The 7233-nt window shown below is 70.0% G+C and carries 4 protein-coding genes; all 4 read right to left on the bottom strand.

The genetic code is table 11. From position 1 onward, the window contains the following. Positions 1–19 precede the first annotated feature (19 nt). Positions 20–2329, bottom strand: a complete 2310-nt coding sequence (locus tag A612_RS00865) for an NADP-dependent malic enzyme (protein ID WP_019372732.1) — start codon at positions 2327–2329, stop codon at positions 20–22. Positions 2330–2500: 171 nt separating this feature from the next. After that, complete coding sequence (locus tag A612_RS00860) at positions 2501–3994, bottom strand: nucleobase:cation symporter-2 family protein (protein WP_019372731.1); 1494 nt, start codon at positions 3992–3994, stop codon at positions 2501–2503. A gap of 127 nt (positions 3995–4121) precedes the next feature. Then, positions 4122–5390, bottom strand: coding sequence for a M20/M25/M40 family metallo-hydrolase (locus A612_RS00855; RefSeq protein ID WP_019372730.1), 1269 nt, complete (start codon positions 5388–5390; stop codon positions 4122–4124). Between the two features lie 34 nt (positions 5391–5424). Continuing rightward, a complete protein-coding gene (gene uraD, locus A612_RS00850; RefSeq protein ID WP_040435416.1) occupies positions 5425–7200 on the bottom strand; it encodes a 2-oxo-4-hydroxy-4-carboxy-5-ureidoimidazoline decarboxylase in 1776 nt (591 codons plus the stop codon). Positions 7201–7233: the final 33 nt, after the last annotated feature.

The following is a 7233-nucleotide window of genomic DNA, read 5'->3' as shown; positions in this document are numbered from 1 at the left end:
CTGAACCGGCGGCCAGCTTTCAGCCGGCGCGCCGCGCGGCGCTGCTGGCCACCGCCAGCGCCGTCATGTTCAGCACCCGGCGCATGGTCGCGGCCGGCGTCAGGATGTAGGCCGTCGCGGCCGTGCCCATCAGGATCGGGCCCACGGTGACGCCGCCGCTGGTCGTGCTCTTGAGCACGTTGTAGAGGATGTTGGCCGAGTCCAGGTTCGGGCAGATCAGCACGTTGGCCGAGCCCGTGAGCGTCGAGTCGCCCAGGTAGGTGGCGCGGATCTTCGGCTCCAGCGCGGCGTCGCCGTGCAGCTCGCCGTCGCATTCGATTTCCGGATGCTGCGCCACGAACAGGTCGCGCGCCGCGCGCATCTTGCGCGCCGAGCCGCGGCGCGAGGAGCCGAAGCTGGAGTGCGACAGGAAGGCAACCTTCGGGGGCAGGCCGAAGCGCTGCACTTCCTGCACCGCCGCCCAGGCGATGTTGGCCAGCTCCTCGGCGCTCGGGTCCTCGTTGACGTAGGTGTCGGCAATGAACAGCGGGCCGAAGTTCGTCGTCATCAGCGCGTTCAGCGCCGCGTACTGGTGCGCTCCGGGGGCGCGCCCCAGGATGTGGTCGATGCGCTCCAGGTGCGTCTCGTAGGTGCCGCTCAGGCCGCAGATCATGGCGTCGGCGTCGCCGATGCGCACCATCAGCGCGGCGATGATGGTGTTGGAGCGCCGCACCGCGGCCTTGGCGACCTCGGGCGTGGCGCCATCGCGGCGCATGATCTGGTGGTACAGCTCCCAGTACTGGCGAAAGCGCGGGTCGTCCTCGGGGTTGACGACTTCCACGTCCACGCCCGGCTGCATGCGCAACCCGGCCTTGGCCAGGCGCGTGGCGATCACCGCCGGGCGGCCGATCAGGATGGGCCGGGCGATGCCGTCGTCGATCGCCACCTGGGCGGCGCGCAGCGCGCGCTCGTCCTCGCCGTCCGCGTAGGCGACGCGCTTGTGCTCCTCCGGCTGGGACTTCGCCAGGTTGATGACCGGGCGCATCAGCAGCCCCGTCTGGTAGACGTAGCGCGAGAGATGCTCGCGGTAGGCTTCCATGTCCGGGATGGGCCGCGTGGCCACGCCCGAGCGCGCCGCGGCCTCGGCCACGGCCGGAGCGATCTTCAGGATCAGTCGCGAGTCGAAGGGCGTGGGGATGAGGTAGTCAGGCCCGAAACTCAGATCGGTGCCGACGTAGGCATTGGCCACCTCCTCGCTCACGTTTTCCTTGGCGAGCGCGGCGATCTGGCGCACGCAGGCGAGCTTCATCTCCTCCGTGATCTTGGTCGCGCCGCAGTCGAGCGCGCCGCGGAAGATGTAGGGGAAGCACAGGACGTTGTTCACCTGGTTCGGGTAGTCCGAGCGACCGGTGGCGATGATGCAGTCGGGGCGCACGGCCTTGGCCAGCTCGGGCCGGATCTCCGGCTCGGGGTTGGCCAGCGCCAGGATGATCGGGCGCGCCGCCATGGTCTTGACCATCTCGGCGGTGAGCACGCCCGGCGCGGAGCAGCCCAGGAACACGTCGGCGCCCGCCACCACGTCGGCCAGCGTGCGCGCCTCGGTATTCTGTGCGTAACGCGCCTTGGACTCGTCGAGGCCCGTGCGGCCGGTGTGGATCACGCCCTTGGAATCGACCATGTAGATGTGTTCGCGGCGCACGCCCAGCCCGACCATCACGTCCACGCAGGCGATCGCCGCCGCGCCCGCGCCCGAGACGGCGACCTTCACCGCGCCGATGTCCTTGCCGACCAGCTCCAGCCCGTTGAGCAGTGCGGCGCTGGAGATGATGGCCGTGCCGTGCTGGTCGTCGTGGAACACCGGGATGTTCATGCGCCTGGACAGCTCGCGCTCGATGTAGAAGCACTCGGGCGCCTTGATGTCCTCCAGGTTGATGCCGCCCAGCGTCGGCTCCAGCGCCGCGATGATCTCGACCAGCTTGTCCGGGTCGCGCTCGGCCAGCTCGATGTCGAACACATCGATGCCGGCGAATTTCTTGAACAGGCAGCCCTTGCCCTCCATCACCGGCTTGCCGGCCAGCGGGCCGATGTCGCCCAGGCCCAGCACCGCCGTGCCGTTCGTGACCACGCCGACCAGGTTGCCGCGCGCCGTGTAGTCGAAGGCCTTGGCAGGGTCGGCCTGGATGTCCAGGCACGGGTAGGCGACGCCGGGCGAATAGGCCAGCGACAGGTCGCGCTGGTTCGACAGCGGCTTGGTGGGGGTGACGGACACCTTGCCGCGCACGGGGCTGCGGTGGTATTCGAGGGCGGCTTCGCGCAGGGCGGCTTCGGCGGCGGAGAGAGGCTGGTTCATGGCAGGAGGAGCCAGGGGCTCGGCGAAACGAAAGGAGGGCGGAACAAGCTTACTGCATGCTGACGCTGGCGGTGGTGCCGGCAACGCCAAAAAAGCCCCGCAGGCCAGGGCGGCCGACGGGGCAGGGAGCGGGTGGTCACCTTCGGTCGGGTGTCGTGGGGCGCGACGCGGTCAGTGGGCGTCCGCCTGCCGGGCGGCGAGCACGGCCGCGCTGGTGTCGCGGCTGGCGCCGTTGAAGAACACATTCAGTGCCACGGCAGAGATCGAGGCGAGGAGAATACCGGATTCGACCAGCGGGTGGATGGCGTGCGGCATCCACTGGCGGAAGTTGGGCGCCACCAGCGGGATCATGCCCACGCCGATGGACACGGCGACGATCATGGCGTTGTTGCGGTTGTCCTGGAAGTCCACCGTCGACAGGATGCGGATGCCGGTCGCCGCCACCATGCCGAACATCACCAGGCCCGCGCCGCCCAGCACCACCGTGGGCAGCGACTCGATCAGCGCCGCCATCTTGGGCAGCACGCCCAGCACGATCAGGATCACGCCGCCGGCGACGCACACCCAGCGGCTCTTGACGCCCGTGACGGCCACCAGGCCCACGTTCTGCGAGAAGCTGGTGTAGGGGAAGGTGTTGAAGATGCCGCCGATGATGGTGCCCAGGCCATCCGTGCGCAGGCCGCGCGTCAGGTCCTCGCGCGTGACCTCCTTGCCGGTCATGTCGCCCAGCGCCAGGAACATGCCGGTGGACTCGATCATCACCACGATCATGACCAGCGACATGGTCAGGATCAGGATGGGGTCGAACACCGGCGTGGCGATCTGAAAGGGCAGCACCAGGTCGAACCACTCGGCCTTGCCCACTTTCTGGAAGCTCATCAGGCCCATGGCGGCCGTCAGGATGCCGCCCACCACGATGTCCAGCAGCACCGAGATGTTGGCGATGAAGCCGCGGCCGAAGCGCGCGATCAGCAGGATGGTCAGCAGCACGACGCCCGAGATGCCCACGCCCGTGAGGTCGGCATAGCGGGGGTTGGGAATGGTCGGCACCACGGCGAAGCCCTTGGGCACGGGCGGCAGCGCCGAGCCGGGGGCGCCGGCGGCGGCCTGGGCCTCGGCCAGCCATTTCAGGTGTTCGGGATTGGGCACGGTGGGCGCCGTCGGGCCGACCGGGTTGCCGAAGATCCAGTTGATGCCCACGCGCATCAGGCTGATGCCGATCACGGCGATGATGGTGCCGGTCACCACCGGCGGGAAGAAGCGCAGCAGCCCGCTCATGACCGGCGCGAGCAGCAGCGACACCACCCCCGCGCCGATCACCGAGCCGAAGATCAGCCCGGCGCCGAGCTCGCCCCCGGTGGTCTGCGCCATCGACACCATGGGCGCCACCGCCGCGAAGGTCACGCCCATCATCACCGGCAGCCGGATGCCGAACCACTGCGTCATGCCCCAGGCCTGGATCAGCGTGACCAGGCCGCAGACGAACAGGTCGGCGGAGATCAGGTGCGCCACCTGCTCGGGCGGCAGGTTCAGCGCCCGGCCGACGATCAGCGGCACGGCCACCGCGCCGGCGTACATGACCAGCACGTGCTGCAGGCCCAGCGTGGTGGCGCGGCCCCAGGGGAGCCTTTCGTCGACGGGATGGATGGAGGCAGGAGGGGGCATGGGAGATCCTCGGGCCGGTGGCTACGGCGTTAAATCCATACAAAAAGTGTATACAAAATGACGCGTCTCCGTCCCCGGGTAAACGCGCAGATCCCGCGCGGGGCCAGGCCGTCCGCGCGCCGGCCCGTCAGGCCAGCAGGTCCGCCAGGCTGCGCGCCACCACCTTGGTGGCGCGGCGCAGGTCTGCCAGCTCGATGCGCTCATCGGCGCGCTTGGCGTGGCTCTCGAGCACGCTGCGCGGCCCGGCGCCGTAGATCACGCCGGGGATGCCGCGCTCCACGTACAGACGCACGTCGGTGTAGAGCGGCGTGCCCACGGCCGGGGGGCGCTCGCCAAAGACCGCCTCGCCGTGCTTCTGGAGGGCGTCCACCAGCGGCGCGTTGCCCGGCAGGGGCGTCATGGCGCGCGCCAGCAGGATGCGGCGGATGTCCGCGCGCGCGGTCTCCTCGCCCCCGTGGCCGCGCTGCGCATTGAATTGCTGCACCGCCTGGGCGATCACGCCGCGGATGCTGGCCTCGACCTCGGCGGGGTTCTCCTCGGGGATCATGCGCCGATCGATTTTCAGCACCACCTTGCCGGGCACGACGTTGGTGTTGGTGCCGCCCTCGATGCGGCCGATGTTCAGGTAGGGGTGCTCGATGCCCGGCACCTGCGAGCGCAGCTGGCGGTACTTCAGGTTCTCGGCGTACAGCGCGGCCATGATGGCGGTGGCCGCCTGCAGCGCGTCCACGCCGGTGTGCGGCACGGCCGCGTGCGCCATCTTGCCGTGGACGGTGACTTCCATCTGCAGGCAGCCGTTGTGGGCCGTCACGACCTCGTAGGAAAAGCCCGCAGCGATCAGCAGGTCGGGCCGGGTCAAGCCCTGCTCCAGCAGCCAGCCCGGGCCCAGCAGCCCGCCGAACTCCTCGTCGTAGGTGAAGTGCAGCTCCACCGCGCCCCTGGTCGGGCGCGCCACGGCCTCCAGGGCGCGCACGGCGAAGGTGAAGGTGGAGAAGTCGCTCTTGCTCACGGCGGTGGCGCGGCCGTACATGCGGCCATCGACGATCTCGGCGCCGTAGGGGTCGCGCGTCCAGCCCTCGCCCGGGGGTACCACGTCGCCGTGGGCGTTCAGCGCGATGGTCCGGCCGCCGCTGCCATAGGGGCGGCGCACGATCAGGTTGGTGATGGACTGCATGCCGTAGTCGCGCACCTGGCTTGCCGGCACGGGATGGCGCTCGGCCTCGAAACCGAAGGGGGCGAGCAGTTCGGCCGTGCGTTCGGCATGCGGGGCGTTGTTGCCCGGCGGCGTGTCGGTAGGCACGCGCACCAGCGCTTGCAGGAACCGCACCTGCTCATCGAAATGCGCGTCGATCCACGCATCCAGCGCGGCGTAGGTGGCTTCGGCGTCAGGTTTCATGGAAAAGGGACCTTGTGGTGGGGAAGGAAAGGGCTCAGGCGTGCTCGGCGGCGAGCTGCTCCAGCACATGGGCGAAGGCCTCGACGGCCAGCTGCATGTCGTCGCTGGTGGTCGACTCCAGCGGGTTGTGGCTGATGCCGCTGTTGAGGCCGCGCACGAACAGCATCGCCTGGGGCATGAGCTCGTGCAGCTTCATGGCGTCGTGGCCCGCGCCACTTGCCAGGCGGTGCAGCGGCACGCCCAGGGCCTGCACGGCGTTTTCCCAGCGCCTTTGCCAGGCGGGGTCGCTGGGGGCGGCGGCGGCCTGCATGGCCAGCTCGACGCGGTATTGCAGCCCGCGGCGCCGGGCGATGCCCTCGAGCTGCGCCAGCACGTCCGCCGCCATGGCGTCGCGCTGTGCATCGGCAGGGGCGCGCATGTCCATGCTGAAGGTGCAGCGGCCCGGCACCACGTTGATGGAGCCGCCCGGCACTTCCAGCATCCCGACGGTGGCCACGCTGCCCTCGTCCTGGCGTGCGCGCTGCTCCATGTACAGCGCCAGCTCCGCCACCCCGAGAGCGGCATCGCGGCGGCGGTCCATGGGGGTGGTGCCGGCGTGGCTGGCCATGCCGACCATCTCGCCCACGTAGCGCACGCAGCCGTTGATCGAAGTGACCACGCCGAGCGGCAGGTCCAGCTCCGTGAGCACTGGTCCCTGCTCGATGTGCACCTCCACGAAGCCCAGGTAGCGTGCCGGGTCGCGACGCAGCTTCGGGATGTCGTCGATGCACAGGCCGGCGTGCTGCATGGCCTCGCGCAGGGTGATGCCCTCGGCGTCCCGCTGCTCCAGCCATTCGGGACGGAAATCCCCGATCAGCGCGCCCGAGCCGAGGAAGGTGGCCTTGTAGCGCTGCCCCTCTTCCTCGGAGAAGGCGACCAGCTCGATGCCGAAGGGCAGGCGCCGCCCCTGGCGGTGCAGTTCGCGCACGGCGGCCATGGGCACGAAGATGCCCAGCCGTCCATCGTACTTGCCGGCGTTGCGCACCGTGTCGTAGTGGCTGCCGGTCATCAGGTACCTGCCGTCGGCCTGCGCAGGGCGGTAGCGCCCCACCACGTTGCCCACGGCGTCGATCTCCACTTCGTCGAAGCCGCACTCGCGCATCCAGTGGCTGATGCGCTGTGCGCAGGCGCGGTGCGCGTCGGTCAGGTAGGTGACGGTGAGCTGGCCCTGTTCGGCAAAGCCCGGGTCGCTGTGCCGAGCCAGCCGCTCGTGCCAGTCCCAGACATCGTTGCCGAGCGTGGGTTCGTGGCCGAACTTGTCGTTCAGGCGGATCTCGGCGATGCGGTGGATGTTGCGCAGCGCCTCGGCGCGTTCGTAGTCCGGCGAGTGGTTCAGGCGACGGGCGAAGGTGTCGATGATTTCCTGTCGCGACAGGCCGGTGCCGCGCGGGCCGCGCACCGCCAGGATGAAGGGAAAACCGAAGCGCGCGTTGTAGTCGGCGTTGAGCTGCTGGATGCGCGCGAACTCCTCGGGCGTGCAGTCCGTGAGCCCCGCCGTGCTTTGCTCGTGGGTGGACTCGGCCGTCAGCTGCCGGGCAACGGCCGCCTTGCCGGCGAGCTCCGGGTGGGCGCGGATCAGCGCCAGCTGGGCGTCCTCGCCGGCCTCGCGCAGCACCCGCACCATGGCGTGCTTGAGCTGCGCAAGCGTGCGAAAGGGCCGCTCGGCCAGCGCCGCCTCGGCAATCCAAGGCGAGTGCTCGTACACGCCGTCGAGCAGCGCCACCGCCTCGGCGAGGGGAGCGGCGTTGAGTTGTTGCAGGGTCAGGGCCACGGTGCCTCCGGTCGGGTGCGGGGCCGGCAGCCG

Origin of the sequence: Melaminivora alkalimesophila, from assembly GCF_000282995.1 — a bacterium.
GTDB classification, from domain to species: domain Bacteria; phylum Pseudomonadota; class Gammaproteobacteria; order Burkholderiales; family Burkholderiaceae_C; genus Melaminivora; species Melaminivora alkalimesophila.
Note: the sequence above shows the minus strand (reverse complement) of the source record. Positions and strands in the feature narration are given on the sequence as shown.

Bases quoted from the DNA above. Each gene is read 5' to 3' on its own strand.
- A612_RS00865 (WP_019372732.1), bottom strand. From the start codon at position 2,329: ATGAACCAGCCTCTCTCCGCCGCCGAAGCCGCCCTGCGCGAAGCCGCC.
- A612_RS00860 (WP_019372731.1), bottom strand. From the start codon at position 3,994: ATGCCCCCTCCTGCCTCCATCCATCCCGTCGACGAAAGGCTCCCCTGG.
- A612_RS00855 (WP_019372730.1), bottom strand. From the start codon at position 5,390: ATGAAACCTGACGCCGAAGCCACCTACGCCGCGCTGGATGCGTGGATC.